Origin of the sequence: Janthinobacterium sp. Ant5-2-1 (assembly GCF_001445815.1) — a bacterium.
GTDB classification, from domain to species: Bacteria; Pseudomonadota; Gammaproteobacteria; order Burkholderiales; family Burkholderiaceae_D; genus Janthinobacterium; species Janthinobacterium lividum_E.
Window position 1 is genome coordinate 1 of the sequence record NZ_LNCE01000034.1, and the last position, 15,540, is coordinate 15,540.

Sequence of the window (15,540 nt, forward strand, 5' to 3'; positions counted from 1 at the left end):
CAGGCGCAGCACGGCTTGCTGCGCGGCAAGAATGCGGCGCAGCAAGCCGTGGCCCAGGTGGAAACCTTGCGCAAGATGTTGCTGGCGATGGCTTCCGACATGCGTGTCGTGCTGGTGCGCCTGGCCGCCTGCGTGACGACCTTGCGTTACTTTGCCGACTTGAAGCTGTTCAACGACATGACGTGTGAGTACGGCAAGGAAACCCTGGACCTGTACGCGCCGCTGGCCAACCGTCTCGGCATCTGGCAGCTGAAGTGGGAACTGGAAGACTTGTCGTTCCGTTTCATCGAGCCGGAAGCGTATAAACGTATCGCCAAAATGCTGGAAGAAAAGCGCATGATGCGCGAGGGCTTCGTTGCCTCGGCGATTTTGCGCCTGCAGACGGAGCTGGCGTCGGCTGGTATCCAGGCGGAAGTATTTGGCCGCCCGAAACATATTTACAGCATCTGGAACAAGATGCGCGGCAAGGAGCTGGACTTTACGGCCCTGTACGACGTGCGCGCCTTCCGCGTCATCGTTGCCGACGTGAAAACCTGCTACACGGTGCTGGGCGTGGTCCACAATATCTGGACCCCCATCCCGAAAGAATTCGACGATTACATTTCGCGGCCGAAACCGAACGGTTACCAGTCGCTGCACACGGTGGTGACGGCCGAGGATGGCCGTCCGCTGGAAGTGCAAATCCGCACGAATGAAATGCACAGCTTTGCCGAATACGGCGTGGCCGCGCACTGGCGCTACAAGGAAGAGGGCGGCTCGAATTTTGCCGGCCAGAAGTACGACGAAAAGATCGCCTGGCTGCGCCAGTTGCTGGCCTGGAAAACGGAAGTGGCCGACGCCGTCGTGGGCCAGGAAGAAATCCAGCGCGAGTGGGTGGAAAAGCTCAAATCGGCCACCCTGGACGACCGTATCTTCGTCATGACGCCGCAAGCGCGCGTGCTGGAATTGCCCGTCGGCGCGACGCCTGTCGACTTTGCCTATCACCTGCACACGGACGTGGGCCACCGCTGCCGCGGCGCCAAGGTCGACGGCATCATGGTGCCCTTGAATACCCAGCTGAAAAACGGCCAGACCTGCGAAATCATCACGGCCAAGGGCGCGCCAGGCACGGCCGGACCGTCGCGCGACTGGCTCAGCGCCGGCTACGCCGTCAGCACGCGCACGCGCTCGAAAATCCGCGCCTGGTTCCACGCCATCGACATGCAGGAAACCCTGGCCCACGGCCGCGCGCTGGTGGAAAAGTCGTTGCAGCGCGAAGGCAAGACAGCCGTCAACCTCGAGGCGCTGGCGCAAAAGCTGGGCTTTGCGAAAGTCGACGAGCTGTTCCTGTCGGTGGGCAAGGATGAATTCAGCCTGCGCCACGTGGAGCAGGCGCTGCACGACAATGGCGAAGTGGTGGTGCCGGAAGACGCCGTGCTGGTCGGCAAAAGCCGCGCTTCCAGCGTGGAGCAGGGCGCCAAATCCGGCGTGCTGGTGGTGGGGACCGAAGGCTTGATGACGGTGCTGGCCAAATGTTGCAAGCCGGCGCCGCCGGACAGCATCGTCGGTTTTGTTACGCGCGGCAAGGGCGTGTCGATCCACCGCGCCACCTGCAAGAATTTCGAGGAAATGCGCGCCAAGTCACCCGAGCGCGTGATCTTCACGGAATGGGGCAGCACGGGCGGGCACGACACCGTGTATCCGGTCGACATCTTTATTCTCGCTGGCGACCGCCAGGGTTTGCTGCGCGACATCTCCGAAATCTTCTCGCGCGAAAAGATCAACGTCATCGGCGTCAACACCCAAAGCGCCAAGGGCCAGGCCCGCATGACCTTTACGGCCGAGATCAGCTCGACGGCGCAGTTGTTGAAGGCGCTGAATGTGATCAAGGATGTGAGCGGCGTGTTAGAGGCACGCAGAAGTTAGTGTACTTTGGGGTCTGTCGCTGCGCGATCGCATTGCGCCCCATTGGGACGCAATGCCCCGGCGGGTCTGACCCCGGTCCTTGCTAGTGGGTTTTGTCACCCGCATGCAGCCCCGCCATCGCCGCCGTCTCCGGCTGCAAGGTAATATGGTCAATCCCATGCTTGGCTAACAGCATCTTCTTGATCGCCCGCAATACCTTCGGCCAATGGTCGAGGTGTTCGATTTCCACGTGGCCGATCAGGGCCGGCTGGCCTGGCGACATGTCCCATACGTGCAGGTCATGCACGGAAATCACGCCGTCCACCTGCTCCACGTCCGCGCCCACCTGGATGTAGTCGATGTGCATGGGCACGCCTTCCATCAGGAAGTGGTACGACTCTTTCAATACGCCGAACGTGGATTTCAGGATCAGCAGGGACACCAGCACGGACAGCAGCGGGTCGATCTGCATCCAGCCCGTAAAGTAAATCACGGCGCCGGCCACGATGGCGGCGACCGAGCCGAGCAAGTCGCCCATCACGTGCACGAGGGCGGCGCGCGTGTTCACACTTTGCTTGTCTTTCGATAAGACCCACGCCACCACCAGATTGATCGCCAGGCCGATGAAGGCGACGATGAAGACCATGCCGCCTTGCACGGTTTGCGGGGCGGAAAAGCGCAGCACGGCTTCATAGCAGATCCAGCCCACGACGCACAGCATGGCCAGGCCGTTGACGAAGGCGGCCAGCGCTTCGGCGCGGCCAAAGCCGAACGAGTGGCGCGGCGACGGCGGGCGGCGCGCGATCAGCTGCGCCAGCAGGGCCAGGCCCAGCGCGGCCGCGTCCGTGACCATGTGGCCCGCGTCGGAAATCAGGGCCAGCGAATTGGACAGGAACCCGGCCGCCACCTCGATGCCGGCAAACGACAGGGTCAGGCCCAGCGCCCACGCGAGGATGCTTTGGCTGCGCCCCTCGAACGAGTGGGTGTGCTTGGCGTCGCCTTTCAGGTGGGCATGCAAATGGGTGGCGTCGTGTTCGGTGTGCGTCGGTTGCATGGAATGCTTTGTTGAATGATCTTGCCGTCAGTGTAATTGAAAAGCAACAAAACAGTCGGCGCATAAAAAAACCTGCAGGCCTTGCGGCGCTGCAGGTTTTTCCTGGAGCAAGCAATGTTATTGAGACAGACTTACTGCGGCGTCGTCTCGCCAAACTTGCCTTCGCGGAAATCCTGTACGGCCTGGAATACTTCCGCCTGGGTATTCATGACAAACGGGCCATACTGCGCAATCGGTTCGTTCAAGGGCTGGCCGGCGACGAGGATCACGCGGCCGCCTTCGGGCGCTTCGATGCGCACGCCGTCGCTGCCCGGCGTGTTGCTGAAGATCGCCATGCGCAGGGCGGGCACGGCCTTGCCGTCGACCTGCACTTCGCCACGAAAGGTGTAGATGAAGGCGTTATGGCCTGGCGGCAATGGCTGTTCGAAGCTGGCGCCGGCCGGCAAGTCGATGTCGAGGTACAACGGTTCCGTCAGCTCGCGCTGCACGGCGCCCGTCACGCCATGGCTCTCGCCGGCGATCACTTGCACGGCCACGCCAGCGTCCGTCGTGTAGCGGGGGATCTCGCTGCTCGTGAAATCGCGGTACCACGGCGTGCGCATCTTGTCGCGCGCGGGCAGGTTCAGCCACAGCTGAAAACCTTCCATCACACCTTCTTCCTGCTCCGGCATTTCCGAGTGGATCACGCCGCTGCCGGCCGTCATCCATTGCACGCCGCCCGAGGTCAGCAAGCCTTCGTTGCCCGCGCTGTCCTTGTGGCGCATGCGTCCCGTGATCATGTACGACACCGTTTCGAAACCGCGGTGCGGATGTTCGGGGAAGCCGGCGATATAGTCGTTCGGCTTGTCGCTGGCGAAATTGTCGAGCATCAAAAACGGGTCGAGACGGCGCTGCAGTTGCTGCGTCAGCACGCGGTTGATCTTCACGCCGGCGCCATCCATGACGGCCTGGCCGGCGATCACGCGCTCGACGGCGCGTGGCTTGTTGACGGTGGTGATATCGCTCATTGCTTTCTCCTCTAGGCCAGGACGGCGCCAGTGCGCCGCCCCTTTCACTGCTGGGAATTACACCAAAATGGCGTTGATCTCGGCGTCCGCTTGCGCTTGCGCCTTGGCCACGGCTTCCGGACCCATGCCCATGCCTTCCGAATACACATATTGCACGTCGGTCATGCCCAGGAAGCCGAACATGGTGTTCAGGTAAGGCACCTGGCTATCGTTGGCACTGTCGCGGTGCAAGCCGCCGCGGGACAGGCCCACGTAGACTTTCTTGCCGCTCAAGAGGCCAACAGGGCCGTTTTCCGTGTACTTGAAGGTGACATTGGCGCGGGCAATCGCGTCGAACCAGCTTTTCAGCTGCACGGTAATGCCGAAGTTGTACATCGGCGCGCCGATGACGATCACGTCAGCTGCTTGCACTTGCGCAATCAGCGCGTCGTCCAGGGCGATGCGGGCCGCCTGTTCCGGCGTGCGTTTGTCCGCTGGCGTGAACAGTGCCTGCAGGGTCGGCTCGTCGAGCACGGGGTGCGGTGCGGCAGCCAGGTCGCGACGGACGAGGGCGGCGCCAGGGTTGGCCGCTTGTACGCGGCTAACGATGGCGTCAGCCAGGCGGGTCGAGGCGGACCCGGTGCTGCGGGCGCTGGAATTGATTTGCAGGATGTTCATCTTGTTTTCTCCGTTGTGAGGTGTCTTGCGATGGATGAACTATAGCAATTCCAAAATTCATGCGGAAGACGTTAAAATGGATAACATTAACCCACCAATGGAACAATGAGCTTGTATGGATATCGATCCCGGAGATTTGCTGCTGTTTGCCAGAGTCGTCGAATGCGGCAGTTTCAGTCGCGCCGCCGTGCGCGTGGACTTGCCCAAGTCGACCCTGTCGCGCCGTATCTCGCTGCTGGAAGCGAAGTTGGGCGAACGATTGCTGCTGCGCACGACGCGCAAGCTGGCGCTGACGGAGTTTGGCGCCAGCCTGCTCGAGCATGCGCGCAAGGTGGTGGAAGAAACGGAGGCGGCCGGCGCGCTGGCGCAGCACCGCCAGGCCGGGCCCAGCGGCTTGCTGCGCATTTCCATGCCGGCCGATTTCGGCGACACCCTGATGCGCCAGGTGCTGGCCGAGTTCGTGCGCCGCTATCCGGCCATTTCGCTGGAACTGGACTTGTCGGCGCGCAGGGTGGATTTGCTGGAAGAAAACTTCGACCTGGCCATCCGCATGGGCAACCTGCCCGACGACGCCAGCCTGTCCGCGCGCCGCGTGGCCTTCAGCACCCTGGCACTGTATGCCTCGCCGCAATACACGAGCGTGCACGGCTTGCCCGAGCATCCCGACGATCTGTACGGCCACGATCTGCTGAGTTTGCCCCGCGCAGTGCATGGCCTCGTGCACTGGACTTTGATCCGCGGCAAGACGACGTGGGAACGCGATTTGCCCGTGCGCCTGCTGGCGAACTCACCGGAGTTGCTGGTGCGCATGGCGTGCACGGGCGTGGGCATCGCGGCCAGCACGGACCGCTTTGCCAAGGCCTATGTGGCGACGAGGGAATTGGTGCGCGTGCTGCCGGAGTGGAGTTTCCCGCTGGTCACGGGCTGGGCCGTGTTTCCCGGCCGGCGTTTGATGCCGGCCAAGACGCGCGCGTTCCTGGACTTGATGGAAGAAATGTACAAGACCGACGCGCCCGTGTAGCGCGCGTCCCGTTGGCTTACTTGGGCAGGTTGCCCATGACTTCGCCCAGCTGCACGGGGCCGGCCGGCTGCCAGTTGGCGTTGAATTGCACGGTGTCTTTCGGAAACAGCATGACGACGGTGGAGCCGAGCAGGAAGCGGCCCAGTTCTTCGCCCTGTTTCAGCACGACATTGTCGTTCGCATAGCTCCAGTCGCGCACCTGGCCCGTGCGGGGCGGGTTGACGACGCCGTGCCAGACGGTGGCCATGCTGCCGACGATGGTGGCGCCGACCAGGGTCATGACGAAGGGGCCGTTGGCCGTGTCGAATACGCAGACGACGCGCTCGTTGCGGGCGAACAGGCCGGGAATGCCGCGCGCCGTCGTCGGGTTGACGGAAAACAATTCACCGGGCACATAGATCATGCGCGTCAATCGGCCGTCGCACGGCATGTGGATGCGGTGGTAGTCGCGCGGGCTCAGGTACAGATTGGCGAAGCTGCCGTGTTCGAACTGGGCCGCCAGGGACGCGTCACCGCCGACCAGGGCCGTGGTGCTGAAGTTATGGCCCTTGGCCTGGAAGATCTGGTCCTTGTCGATCGTGCCGAACTGGCTGATGCGGCCATCGACGGGGCAGATGTAGTCGGCCTGGGCCAGCGGACGGGCATCGGGGCGCAGCGCGCGCGTGAAAAAGTCGTTGAAGCTCGTGTAGTGCGTGATGTCCGGGTCCAGCGCCTCATCCATGTTGACGTTGTAGCGGCCGACGAACCAGCGGATCAAACGCGTCGTCATGGCGCCGCCCTTGGCGCCGGCGATCCGGCCGGCAAAGTTGGTCAATGCTCCTTTTGGTAGCAGATATTGAGGCAGGACGGCAAGACGGTCAGACACGATGGGAAGCCTTTGACGGGGTGATGGGAACAATGGTGAAAACGCATTATAGCGGCGATGTGGCGCGCAATGATATGCGCCGTATGCAATGGTGCGTATCGCAGTCCTCCGCCGAATTTAATTTGCTATAAGAAATATTTTCGGGAAACTGCGCCACTCGGAAAAAATTGCAGCACAATACGGCGGCCTGTTTTTTAGCTTTTAGCCATTTTTATTCAGCCAACTTTTTTCAGCCAGGTCATGATGCCACGCCGTTGCCTCCGCCTTACCGTCCTTTGTTCCGCCGTTTTACTTGCCTGGAATGCCCAGGCCCAGCAATCCGAAACGCCAGCCGACGCTGCCCCTGCTGCCACCGCTGCGCCGCTAAAGGCTGAAAAGCCTGCCGCCCCGGCCATGCAAACCGTCGAAGTCAAGGGCAGCGGCTATGATCCGCGCCGCGACGATACGGCCAGCAAGATGGTGGTCGGCAGCGAGGAAATCCTCAAGTACGGCGACACGAATGTCACCGACGTGCTCAAGCGCTTGCCCGGCATTACCGTCTCCGGCGCGGCCGGACGCTCGGGCGGCGAAATCCGCATGCGCGGCCTGGGCAGCGGCTACACGCAGATATTGCTCAATGGCGAGCGGGCGCCGGCCGGTTTCTCGCTCGACACCCTGTCGCCGGACGTGATCGAACGCATCGAAATTTTGCACGCGGCCAGCGCCGAATACAGCACGCAATCAATCGCCGGCACCATCAATGTGGTGCTCAAGAAAGCCGTGAAGACGGCTCAGCGCGAGTTCAAACTGGGCGTGCAGCGCAGCGACGTGAGCTTTTCGCCCAGCGTCAACGTGCAGCTGTCCGACCGCGACGGCAATTTCTCGTATTCGCTGGCCGGTTCGCTGTTCCGCTACGACTACCATTACGACAATCCGGGACTGGAACTGGGCTATACGCCCGACGGCCGGCAAAACCTGTTGCGCCGCACGAATGGCACGGGCGATGGCCGCCCGGAAGGCATCAACCTGTCGCCGCGCCTGAACTGGGTGCTGGCCAACGGCGACAATGTGACGGCGCAATTCTTCTTCAATGGCGGGCGCTCGAATCACCGCAATTTCAGCCGGGCCGAAACGCAGCAGGGCGTGCGCCCAGACTACGACACCAATACGGGCAGCTCAAGCAACCACAACGCCTTCGGCCGCAGCGACCTGACGTGGATGCACAAGCTGGCTGGCGGCGCCAGACTGGAACTGAAAATCGGCGCCTCGGCCGCCCGCAATACGTCCGACAGCTTGCAGCAAGGCTTTATCGATGGCGGCGGCCTGGCGCTTGAGCGCAAGGTGGGCGTGAAGTCGACGGAAAACGGCGTCAGTTCGACGGGCAAGTATTCCTCGCCCTTGCTGCCCGGCCATGCCCTGTCGATGGGCTGGGACGGCGCCTACACGGAGCGCGATGAAACGCGCCGCCAGCGTGAAGCGGCGCTGGCTGCCCTGGGCGCGCGTCCGCCCCTCAACAGCGACGAAGGTTTCGATGCCACCATCAAGCGCCTGGCCCTGTACGTGCAGGACGACTGGGAAATCACGCCGCGCTGGTCGATGTATGCGGGCGTACGCTGGGAAGGCATCGATACGCGCAGCGCGGGCGATACCTATGACGAAGTGAACCAGCGCACCAGCGTGTGGAGCCCGCTGCTGCAGACCCTGTGGAAGCTGCCCGATACCAAGGGCGACCAGGTACGTTTGGCCCTGACGCGCACCTACAAGGCGCAGCCCACGGCGAGCCTGATTCCGCGCCGCAATACCTCGACCAACAATAGCCAGACGGACCCTGACCGCGAAGGCAATCCCTACCTGAAACCGGAGCTGGCGCTGGGCATCGACGCTTCGTACGAGCACTACTGGGCCGAAGGCGCCTTGCTCAGCGCGCGCGCCTCGGCCCGCCGTATCGATGGCTACACGCGCCAGGGCTTGCTGTTCATCAATGACCGCTGGGTATCCACGCCCGTCAACGATGGTCGCGCCAATACTCAGACATTGGAACTGGAAGCGAAGTTCCCGCTGCGCGCCGTACTGGCTGCGCCCGTGCCGGCCATCGACTTGCGCGCCAGCATCAGCCGCAACTGGTCGCAGGTGGAGCAGGTGCCTGGGCCTGACAACCGGCTCGACCAGCAAACCCCCGTCAGCGGCAACTTCGGCCTCGACTACAAGACGCCCGACGGCGTGCTGACGACGGGCGGCAGCTTCAACTTCCGCAATGGCGGCCCCGTGCGCATCACGGAGCGCCAGAGCGCCTACACTTCGCCGCGGCGCGACCTCGACATTTATGCGCTGTGGAAATTCGATGCAAAGAACCAGCTGCGTCTGGCCGTGTCGAACCTGCTGGCGCAAGACTTCGAAAGCACCACCACGTATGCGGACGCCGGCGGCACGATAGCCCGCAACAGCATTTCGCCGAGTTCGCCGCAGGCGCGCGCGACCCTGGAAATGAAGTTCTGAGCGCGCTGTTTCTATACTGAAAACCCCGGCCGGCATCCCCGCTGGCCTATAATCTCGGCAATTGCGCGCACGGCCAGTCCGTGCGCGCCACCTTTTACTTTGCCAAGATTGCTTTCCCCATGACGTTTTCCTCCCTCGGCCTGATCGATCCCCTGGTCCGCAAACTTGACGAGCTCGGCTATGCCAAGCCCACGCCCGTGCAGACGCAAGCGATTCCTGCCGTGCTGGCCGGGCGCGACCTGATGGCCGCCGCCCAGACGGGTACGGGCAAGACGGCCGGTTTCGCCGTGCCGCTGCTGCAGCGCCTGACCCTGGAAGGCGTGGTGGCGCCGCAGTGCGTGCGCGTGCTGGTGCTCGTGCCCACGCGCGAACTGGCCGAGCAAGTCTATGCCAGCTTCCGCAGCTATGGCGGCAACTTGCCGCTGCGCAGCTTTGTCGCGTACGGCGGCGTGCCCATCGAGCCGCAGATCAGCAAATTGCGCAAGGGCCTCGACGTGCTGGTGGCCACGCCAGGCCGCTTGCTGGACTTGCAGACGCAGGGCGCCGTCAAGTTCGAGCAGGTGCAAACCCTGGTGCTGGACGAGGCCGACCGCATGCTGGATCTGGGCTTCGAGCGCGAGCTCGATATATTGCTGATGACCATGCCCAAGCAGCGCCAGACCCTGCTGTTCTCGGCGACGTTCTCGGACGCCATCCGCGCCATGGCGAAAACCATGCTGAAGGATCCCGTCTCGGTCGAGGTGAGTGCGCGCAACAGCACGGTCAAGGCCGTCAAGCAATCGGTCATCGTGTGCGACAAGAAACGCAAGCCGGAACTGTTCTTGCACTTGCTGAAGAAAAAGCGCTGGGGCCAGGTATTGGTCTTCGTCAAGACGCGCAAGGGTGTCGAGTTGCTGGTGAACACTTTGCTGGAGCAGGGCGTGCGTGCCGATTCCATTCACGGCGACAAGACGCAGCCGAACCGCTTGCGCGCGCTGGCCCGTTTCAAATCCGCCGAAGTGCAGGTACTGGTGGCCACCGACGTGGCCGCCCGTGGCCTGGATATCGACCAATTGCCCGTCGTCGTCAATTTCGACTTGCCGACCGTGGCGGAAGACTATATCCACCGCATCGGCCGCACGGGACGCGCGGGAGCTTCAGGCGAAGCGATCTCGCTCGTCTGCGCCGACGAGGTGGAATTGCTGTCGGCCGTGGAAGCGCTGACGCGGCAAACCCTGAAACGCAACGAGGAATCCGGCTTCGAGGCGGAACACCGCGTGCCGGGCACGTCCGCAGGCGGCACCATCCAGAAAAAGGCCGTGAAAGTGCTGGCGCCGAAGGCCGCGGAGAGAGCGAAAAGGCGCCGCTTCTACAAATAATCGGAAGGTGCAAGGCGCGCTGCACGGATATGCCATTCGTGCCATCATGCGCCTATGACCTCGATACCTTTGTTCCCGCTCAATACGGTGCTGTATCCCGATGGCTATCTGCCCCTGCAGATCTTCGAGGTACGCTATCTGGACATGATACGTAAATGCATCATGGGCGAGCAGCCGTTTGGCGTGGTGCAGCTGCTGGACGGCGCGGAAGTGCGCAAGCCGGGCCAGCAGGAAGCCCTGGCGCCCGTGGGCACCCTGGCGCGCATCGTCGACTGGGCCGCGCCCCTGTCTGGCCTGCTGCAAATCAAATGCATGGGCATGCAGCGCTTTCACATCGTTTCCAGCGAACAGCTGAAGCATGGCTTGTGGATGGCACACGTTGAAACCTTGCCGCCAGATAAAACCATTCCCATCCCGCAAGAGCAGCAGAACGTGGCCGACGCGCTCGGCGCCCTGATCCGCACCTTGCAGGAGCAAAAGATCCCGCCTGACCAAATGCCCCTGCAGCCGCCATACCGGCTCGACGAGTGCGGCTGGGTGGCGAACCGCTGGTGCGAGCTGCTGTCCTTGAGCGCCATGCAAAAACAACTATTGCTGAGCCAGGACAATCCCGTGCTGCGCCTGGAGCTGGTGCAGGATATGCTCACGGAAAATGGTCTGCTCGAAGAGTAAAACATCCCGGGCCGCATGTTTTCTCACCGTTCCGTTGTGCAATTGCAATTTCTATTGAGAAATACTTTACGCTTTGCCGCCGCTGGCATAAGATAATGCCCCTGGGCAAGATTGCCCTGGGCAACATTCAAGAGCACACACATGGCAAAAGTAAGCGCGGAACAGATCAATGCGGCAATGGAAGCGATGGCGGGCGAAGGCCAGGCCATCACGGTGCGCGCCTTGCGCGAACGGCTGGGCAATGGCGCCTGCCTGGGCACCATCAGCAAGCTCTTGCAGCGCCGCAAGGCCGGTGCGCAGCGCCAGATCGCCGCCGCCGCCGAATTGTCGCCCGTGCTGCAGCAAGCCATCCTCGATTATGTAGGACAGGAATTAAGCGCCAGCCACAGCGCGCATGAAGCCGAGATGAACGACAATCAACAGGAATTGATGGACCTGGCCAGCGAGAACGAGCGCCAGCAAGAACTGCTCGACCTGCAGGCGGGCGAGCTGGAAACCTTGCGCGAGGAGCTCGAGCGCGAGCGGCAAGTGGCGAACCAGGCCCGCACGGACCTGGCCAAGGCGCAGTTGCGCCTGGAAGGCTTGCCGCGTCTGGAAGAAGCGGCCGAACAGGCGCGCATGGATCTGGCCAAGGCGCAATTCAAGCTCGAAGGCATCCCGCGCCTGGAAGAGGCTGCCGAAGCGGCGCGTGCGGAACTGATCCAGGCCCAGCTGAAGCTGGAAAGCCTGACGCGCGTGGAAACGGAACTGGCGGCTGCGCGCCTGGAACTGGAAGCGGAACGCGAAGAGCTGGGCGAAACGCGCGCCGAGCTGGACGAAGAGCGCACCTTGCGCATCAAGGCGCAGCAGTTCATCGTGGATCCGATCTTCAAAACACCTGTCTGAAGTCGTTACGTTAGGGGGCTCTGTTAGTCGGCGCACGGAATCGTGTTACTAGACGCGGCAAAATAGCTCAGTGATCCAGGCGCGAAAGGGGCCGGCATGGAAACGCTGATCGTCATGGGGGCCTCGGTGGGCGGCGTGAGCGCACTGTCCACCATCTTTGCCGCCTTGCCCGCGAATTTGCCCGCGGCAATCCTGGCCGTCATGCATGTAGGCGCGCGCAACAGCGTGCTGCCCGAGATACTCGGCAAGACCTCCGCCTTGCCCGTGCGCTTTGCAGAAGAGCGCGAACCCGTGCGCGCGGGGCGCATCCTGCTGGCGCCGCCCGACCGTCACATGCTCGTTGCCAACGTGGCCGGCCAGGCGACGGTCGAGCTGACCCGGGGACCGAAGGAAAACCATACGCGTCCCGCCATCGACCCCCTGTTTCGCAGTGCCGCCGCCGCTTTTGGACCGAAGGTAGTGGGCGTGATCCTCAGCGGCTACCTCGACGATGGCACTGCAGGCTTGCAGGCCATCAAGGCCTGCGGCGGCAAGGCATTGGTGCAGGAGCCGCAGGAGGCGGTGGCGCCGTCGATGCCGCAAAGCGCAATTGACTATGCCGGGGTGGATTGGCGCCTGCCGTGCGCCGAGATCGGCCCGGCCCTGCTGGCGCTGGCCAGCGGCGCGCCAGCGCCAGCCGGTGCCGCGCAGTCCTTGCCGCCCGTGCCCCAGTGGATCGCCGTGGAAAACCGTTTTGCCCGGGGAGTGGGGAATATGGACCAACTGGAAAAAATTGCCACGCCATCGACGTTCACCTGTCCCGAATGCCAAGGCACACTGTGGGAGCTGCATGGCCAGAAGCCGCAGCGTTTTCGCTGTCATACGGGCCACAGTTTCACGGCGCTGACGCTTGGCGAGTTGCAGCATGAAAAGGCGGAAGATGCCATGTGGGCCGCCGTCAGGGCGCTGCAGGAAAAAGAAAAGCTGTACCTGAGCCTGGCAGCCAAGGCCCAGGCCTGGCTGCATCCGGGCACGGCCAGCGAGTATGCAGCCAAGGCGCGCCAGGCAGGCGAGCAGGCCGATGTGCTGAAACGGGCCTTGCTGGCTTAAAATAGCGCACGGTCGCGCCATGGCGCGCGACGCCTGATCGCAAAGAAGGTTTATGTCTGCAGAAAAAAAAGAGCCGCTTCCGCTTGCGGCAGCCCCCGTATTGCCGCGCGCGCTGCCGCCCAGGCCGCCAGCAGAATTCAGTTCGCCCGAAGCGGCCCTGGCCCGCAAGCAGGCGCGCGAAGCCAAGGATGCGCAGGTGCGCGGTGTTACCTCTATCGACGCCATGCGCGAGGCCATCAAGCAGGCGGCGCGTGATTTGCCCGCCATCACCGAGGTGCCGCGCCTGGCCATGCTGGACGCGGCCGCCTTCCGCGCGCGCGCCGCGCTGGGCCTGCCATTCCTGATGCGCGGGCTGGTGCAGCGCTGGCCCTTATCCCAGTTGCTGCCCGACGTCTTGCGCGAGCAGTTCAGCCACGTGCCCGTGCGCGCGCGGGTGGGCGACTACATCAACACGGCGTTTGCGGCCGACCGCGCCATGCAGGATATGTCGATGGGGCAATACCTGGACCTGGTGGCAGAGGGCAAGTACGCGCTGCCGCCTTACCTGGGCAACCTGGAATTGCGCGAACTGAACCGCCTGTGCCACTGGCCCACGTATTTCGACAAGATGGGTCCGCCGCGCTTCTGGGTGGGGCCGGCCGGCACGGTGACACCTTTGCATTGCGATTACGACGACAATATCTTTGCGCAAGTGTGGGGCCGCAAGCGCATCTTTTTGTCGCCGCCGCACCATGACGCTTTTCTTTACCCGAGCGAAGCGAACGCCATCCTGTTCGGCTCGCCTTTCGACCCGGAAGCGCCCGATTTCGAGCGTTTCCCGCTGGCGCGCCAGGCCGCCATGATCGAATGCATCGTCGAGCCGGGCGACATGCTGTACGTGCCCGCCGGCTGGTACCACCAGGTGCGCGCGCTGACGTTTTCCCTGTCCTCGAACCGCTGGGCCAGGGCCGTGCCGCTGGCGCTGCGGCGTACCGAGGCTTAATCCGCTGGCACGATGGCCTTGCCATCGGCACGCAGGCGCTTGGGCCGCCACTCGCTGAGGATGCCCGCACAAATGATCAGTATCGCGCCCACGATGGCCAGGGCCGGCAGGCGTTCGCCAGCGATACGTCCGATGACGCCGGCCCACACGGGTTCGCCCGCATAGATCAAGGTGGCCTTGGTGGCGGAAATGCGCTTTTGCGCCCAGTTCATCACATATTGGATCAGTGCGCTGGCGCAGCCCAGGGCCAGTACGCTGAGGATGAAAGTCTTGCCGAGGACGGGTGGCGCTTCGCCCATGACGGGCATCAGCAGCAGGGCGATCAATGATGCCGTGGCCAGCTGCACGATGGTCACGCGAAGGATGTTCAATTGCGGCGACACGCGGCTGATGAGGATGATTTCCAGTGCAATCGCGATAGCGCCGACGGCCGTGATCAGCTCGCCCGTGCCGAAGGCCATGCTCAAGCCGTCCGTGCCGGTGAGCAGCAGCAAGCCGACGAACGCCAGCACGACGGCCGCCCATACGGCAGGATGGGGGCGCTGCTTGAAGACCAGCCACTGCACCAGCGGCACGATGGGCACATAAAAGGCCGTGATGAAGGCCGATTTGCTGCTCGTGATATGCATCAAGCCATAGGTTTGCAGCGCGTAGCCGCCAAAGATGCTCACGCCGATGGCCATGCCCGTCAGCAATTCGGCCTTGCTCAGATGGCGCAGCTGGCCCCGGCAAATCAGGGCGCCTATACTGGCGGCCACGGCAAAGCGGGCGGCCACGAAGGCCAGCGGACCGCTGACCGTCACGGCATGTTGCACGACGAGAAAAGTGCCGCCCCAGATGAAGGTGATGGCGATCAGCGCCAGTTCGGGCAGGCCAAAGGCGGGCGGGGGACTTGCGTGTGTTTTCATGGGAGGCTATGCTATGAGCAAAATATTTCCCATCATCATAGGAGCAATATATTGCGCAGTCAAGTCGAGGCCGGTGGCGTGCTGGCACACCTGGCCACCAATCTGCGGCGCTTGCGCCTTGCCGCCGGCCTCAGCCAGGAAGAACTGGCGCGCAGCTCAGGCCTGAGCCGGCGCATGGTCAATGGCGTCGAGGCGGGCAGCACCAACATCAGCCTGGCCAACCTCGACCATGTGGCGGCCGCCTTGAACGTGGCCTTTGTCGACCTGGTCCAGCCGCCGCAGCAGCCGCACGAGAGCCTGCGCGTGCTGATGTGGCAAAGCGCGTCGCAGGCCAGCCAGGCCGTGCTGCTGGGCGCGGCGCCCGCCAGCCGCCAGGTGGAACTGTGGTCGTGGACCCTGGCGCCGGGCGAGCGCTATGATGCGCAAGCCGATCCGGCGGGTTTCAGCGAAATGCTCTACGTGCTCGAAGGCGAGCTGCAGCTCGTGCTGGCGGCGGAAACCAGGCAACTGGCCACGGGCGATTTTTTCGTCTTCAGCAGCGCGCAAGCGTATGCCTACGTGAATGCGGGCGAGTCCACCTTGCGATTTACGCGTAGTGTGGCAAGTTGACGGCGCAATCAGGGCAGGCCATATCCTCCAGCAGCGGCGGCTGTTCATGGCCGCAGCCCAGGTCGAGCACACTT

At 63.2% G+C, this 15,540-nt stretch carries 14 protein-coding genes; 9 read left to right on the forward strand and 5 right to left on the reverse strand.

Going from position 1 to position 15,540, the window contains the following annotated elements; translation table 11 throughout:
* On the forward strand, positions 1 to 1,905 hold a 1,905-nt coding region (locus ASN89_RS12140), incomplete at its 5' end, for a RelA/SpoT family protein (RefSeq protein WP_058049437.1).
* 82 nt (positions 1,906 to 1,987) lie between these two features.
* Here the strand turns inward: ASN89_RS12140 and ASN89_RS12145 are convergent.
* The 3 genes from ASN89_RS12145 to ASN89_RS12155 all read right to left on the reverse strand — a co-directional run bounded on the left by ASN89_RS12145 (position 1,988) and on the right by ASN89_RS12155 (position 4,602).
* Positions 1,988 to 2,938, reverse strand: coding sequence for a cation diffusion facilitator family transporter (locus ASN89_RS12145; protein ID WP_058049438.1), 951 nt, complete (start codon positions 2,936 to 2,938; stop codon positions 1,988 to 1,990).
* 131 nt (positions 2,939 to 3,069) lie between these two features.
* A complete protein-coding gene (locus ASN89_RS12150) occupies positions 3,070 to 3,945 on the reverse strand; it encodes a pirin family protein (protein ID WP_058049439.1) in 876 nt (291 codons plus the stop codon).
* Positions 3,946 to 4,002: 57 nt separating this feature from the next.
* On the reverse strand, positions 4,003 to 4,602 hold the full coding sequence (locus tag ASN89_RS12155) for an FMN-dependent NADH-azoreductase (protein ID WP_046684933.1): 600 nt from the start codon (positions 4,600 to 4,602) through the stop codon (positions 4,003 to 4,005).
* Positions 4,603 to 4,717: 115 nt separating this feature from the next.
* Here ASN89_RS12155 and ASN89_RS12160 point away from each other — a divergent pair, with 115 nt between their 5' ends.
* Positions 4,718 to 5,623 carry a LysR family transcriptional regulator gene (locus ASN89_RS12160; RefSeq protein ID WP_058049440.1) on the forward strand — a complete coding sequence of 302 codons (906 nt, stop codon included), beginning with the start codon at positions 4,718 to 4,720 and terminating at the stop codon, positions 5,621 to 5,623.
* A gap of 16 nt (positions 5,624 to 5,639) precedes the next feature.
* Here the strand turns inward: ASN89_RS12160 and asd are convergent, their stop codons facing one another.
* Positions 5,640 to 6,488, reverse strand: a complete 849-nt coding sequence (gene asd / locus ASN89_RS12165) for an archaetidylserine decarboxylase (RefSeq protein WP_058049441.1) — start codon at positions 6,486 to 6,488, stop codon at positions 5,640 to 5,642.
* Positions 6,489 to 6,881: 393 nt separating this feature from the next.
* On the opposite strand from asd, the gene ASN89_RS12170 reads away from it, so the two are divergent.
* From ASN89_RS12170 to ASN89_RS12195, 6 genes are all read left to right on the forward strand, one after another.
* Positions 6,882 to 8,963, forward strand: a complete 2,082-nt coding sequence (locus ASN89_RS12170) for a TonB-dependent receptor plug domain-containing protein (RefSeq protein WP_235501957.1) — start codon at positions 6,882 to 6,884, stop codon at positions 8,961 to 8,963.
* Positions 8,964 to 9,082: 119 nt separating this feature from the next.
* Entirely contained in the window at positions 9,083 to 10,321 is a 1,239-nt protein-coding gene (locus ASN89_RS12175; RefSeq protein ID WP_058049465.1) for a DEAD/DEAH box helicase, read from the forward strand.
* Between the two features lie 54 nt (positions 10,322 to 10,375).
* The gene (locus ASN89_RS12180) at positions 10,376 to 10,993 is read left to right on the forward strand and encodes an LON peptidase substrate-binding domain-containing protein (RefSeq protein WP_058049442.1); all 618 of its coding nucleotides are present in this window, start codon (positions 10,376 to 10,378) and stop codon (positions 10,991 to 10,993) included.
* Positions 10,994 to 11,134: 141 nt separating this feature from the next.
* Entirely contained in the window at positions 11,135 to 11,878 is a 744-nt protein-coding gene (locus ASN89_RS12185) for a DNA-binding protein (RefSeq protein ID WP_046684938.1), read from the forward strand.
* Positions 11,879 to 11,974: 96 nt separating this feature from the next.
* Positions 11,975 to 12,967, forward strand: coding sequence for a chemotaxis protein CheB (locus tag ASN89_RS12190; protein WP_082654539.1), 993 nt, complete (start codon positions 11,975 to 11,977; stop codon positions 12,965 to 12,967).
* A 52-nt stretch (positions 12,968 to 13,019) separates the two neighbouring features.
* Entirely contained in the window at positions 13,020 to 13,949 is a 930-nt protein-coding gene (locus ASN89_RS12195; protein WP_046684940.1) for a cupin-like domain-containing protein, read from the forward strand.
* On the opposite strand, the gene ASN89_RS12200 is transcribed toward ASN89_RS12195, so the two are convergent.
* A complete protein-coding gene (locus ASN89_RS12200; protein ID WP_058049443.1) occupies positions 13,946 to 14,857 on the reverse strand; it encodes a DMT family transporter in 912 nt (303 codons plus the stop codon). The two genes, ASN89_RS12195 and ASN89_RS12200, sit on opposite strands and share 4 nt — an antisense overlap.
* A 51-nt stretch (positions 14,858 to 14,908) precedes the next feature.
* Between ASN89_RS12200 and ASN89_RS12205 the strand changes: the two genes are divergently transcribed.
* Entirely contained in the window at positions 14,909 to 15,466 is a 558-nt protein-coding gene (locus ASN89_RS12205) for a helix-turn-helix domain-containing protein (protein ID WP_082654540.1), read from the forward strand.
* The last annotated feature ends 74 nt before the right edge of the window (positions 15,467 to 15,540 follow it).

Excerpts from the sequence above, each read along its gene's own strand:
- ASN89_RS12145 (WP_058049438.1), bottom strand. The coding sequence starts at position 2,938 with ATGCAACCGACGCACACCGAACACGACGCCACCCATTTGCATGCCCAC.
- ASN89_RS12150 (WP_058049439.1), bottom strand. The coding sequence starts at position 3,945 with ATGAGCGATATCACCACCGTCAACAAGCCACGCGCCGTCGAGCGCGTG.
- ASN89_RS12155 (WP_046684933.1), bottom strand. The coding sequence starts at position 4,602 with ATGAACATCCTGCAAATCAATTCCAGCGCCCGCAGCACCGGGTCCGCC.
- ASN89_RS12160 (WP_058049440.1), top strand. The coding sequence starts at position 4,718 with ATGGATATCGATCCCGGAGATTTGCTGCTGTTTGCCAGAGTCGTCGAA.
- ASN89_RS12170 (WP_235501957.1), top strand. The coding sequence starts at position 6,882 with ATGCAAACCGTCGAAGTCAAGGGCAGCGGCTATGATCCGCGCCGCGAC.
- ASN89_RS12175 (WP_058049465.1), top strand. The coding sequence starts at position 9,083 with ATGACGTTTTCCTCCCTCGGCCTGATCGATCCCCTGGTCCGCAAACTT.
- ASN89_RS12180 (WP_058049442.1), top strand. The coding sequence starts at position 10,376 with ATGACCTCGATACCTTTGTTCCCGCTCAATACGGTGCTGTATCCCGAT.
- ASN89_RS12185 (WP_046684938.1), top strand. The coding sequence starts at position 11,135 with ATGGCAAAAGTAAGCGCGGAACAGATCAATGCGGCAATGGAAGCGATG.
- ASN89_RS12190 (WP_082654539.1), top strand. The coding sequence starts at position 11,975 with ATGGAAACGCTGATCGTCATGGGGGCCTCGGTGGGCGGCGTGAGCGCA.
- ASN89_RS12195 (WP_046684940.1), top strand. The coding sequence starts at position 13,020 with ATGTCTGCAGAAAAAAAAGAGCCGCTTCCGCTTGCGGCAGCCCCCGTA.
- ASN89_RS12200 (WP_058049443.1), bottom strand. The coding sequence starts at position 14,857 with ATGAAAACACACGCAAGTCCCCCGCCCGCCTTTGGCCTGCCCGAACTG.